This window comes from Arthrobacter sp. P1_A5 (genome assembly GCF_056406825.1).
On sequence record NZ_JBFTZL010000350.1, the window covers coordinates 1 to 1,285 of the forward strand.

The window sequence follows — 1,285 nt, forward strand, 5'->3', positions numbered from 1 at the left end:
GGGCTGCTCGGTGGCTTCCCGGTGTCGGCCAGCACGTCCCGCACGCCGGTGGCAGTCGAGTCCGGGGCGAAATCCCAGCTCACGGGGGCCGTGGGCGCCGTCCTGGTGCTCGGCTTCATGCTCGTGGCGCCCGGCGTCACCGAGTTCCTGCCGGCCACAACCCTTGCCGCCATTGTCATCGCCGCAGCCGCCGCAATAGCCGACCCGGCCGGAGTGCGACGGCTCATCGGCATGAGCCGCAGTGAATCGTTGGTGATGCTCGCGGCCTTCCTGGGGGTGACCATACTGGGCGTCCTCCCGGGCATCGCCGTTGCCATCGGCTTGGCAATTCTGGACTTCCTGCGGCAGGCCTGGGACCCTTACCGTGCTGAACTGGTGGACGTGCCCGGGATCCCGGGGTACCACGACGTGAGCCGTCATCCGGAAGGGGAACGCATCCCCGGCCTGTTGATCCTGCGCTTCGACGCACCGCTGTTCTTCGGCAACGGCGCCTTGCTGGGGTCCTTCGTGCGCAACGAACTGGACCAGGCGGGGGACGGCATAGAACGCGTGGTGCTGGCGGCAGAACCAGTGACGGGAATCGACACGACTGCACTGGACGAGTTGGTGCAGCTTGACGAATGGCTGGACCGGCACGGCGTGGACCTGGTGTTCGCCGAGCTCAAAGACCCGGTCAAAGACAGATTGTTGCAGTACGGCATGGGCGCCCGCTTCTCTCCCGAACATTTCTACCCAACTGTGAGCGAAGCAGTGAGGGMGTTCCAACGGGAGAAAAGGGACGGGTAGGGAACGGTTGTCCCCGGTCATCAACCAGTTCAGTCACGGGCTCAGCCGACGGCGCGTGCGCCTAGAGGCGCACGCGCCACCACAGGGTGGTCGCGGTGCAGGTTTCCGAGGGCTGAGGCGCCCTGCGGCGACCCCAGTTCCTCGAAGAACTCCACGTTGGCGCGCACGTAGTCGGCCCACTCGTCCGGGACATCGTCCGAGTAGTAGATCGCCTCGACCGGGCAGACGGGATCGCAGGCGCCGCAGTCCACGCATTCGGACGGGTGGATGTAGAGCGAGCGTTCACCCTCATAGATGCAGTCCACCGGGCATTCGTCGATGCAGGCCTTGTCCTTGACATCCACACAGGGCTGGGCGATCACGTACGTCATGGCTGGCTACACACCCGTGTAGACGGTCTTGCCCCACGTGAAGAAGTCCAGCGCGGACTTCCCCTGTTCGCGGAACGTGTTGGTGGAGGAGTCCTTGACGCCGCCGAACGGCACGTTCAGGTCCAGGC

2 protein-coding genes are annotated in these 1,285 nt (G+C 65.5%); one reads left to right on the forward strand and one right to left on the reverse strand.

What is annotated here, in order from left to right; genetic code table 11:
- A partial coding sequence (locus AC1D1S_RS21195; protein WP_476995452.1) for a SulP family inorganic anion transporter occupies window positions 1-786 on the forward strand: 786 nt, incomplete at its 5' end.
- A 41-nt stretch (window positions 787-827) separates the two neighbouring features.
- On the opposite strand, the gene fdxA is transcribed toward AC1D1S_RS21195, so the two are convergent.
- Window positions 828-1,157 carry a ferredoxin gene (fdxA, locus tag AC1D1S_RS21200; protein WP_028277294.1) on the reverse strand — a complete coding sequence of 110 codons (330 nt, stop codon included), beginning with the start codon at window positions 1,155-1,157 and terminating at the stop codon, window positions 828-830.
- Window positions 1,158-1,285: the final 128 nt, after the last annotated feature.

Bases quoted from the DNA above. Each gene is read 5' to 3' on its own strand.
- fdxA (WP_028277294.1), bottom strand. From the start codon at position 1,157: ATGACGTACGTGATCGCCCAGCCCTGTGTGGATGTCAAGGACAAGGCC.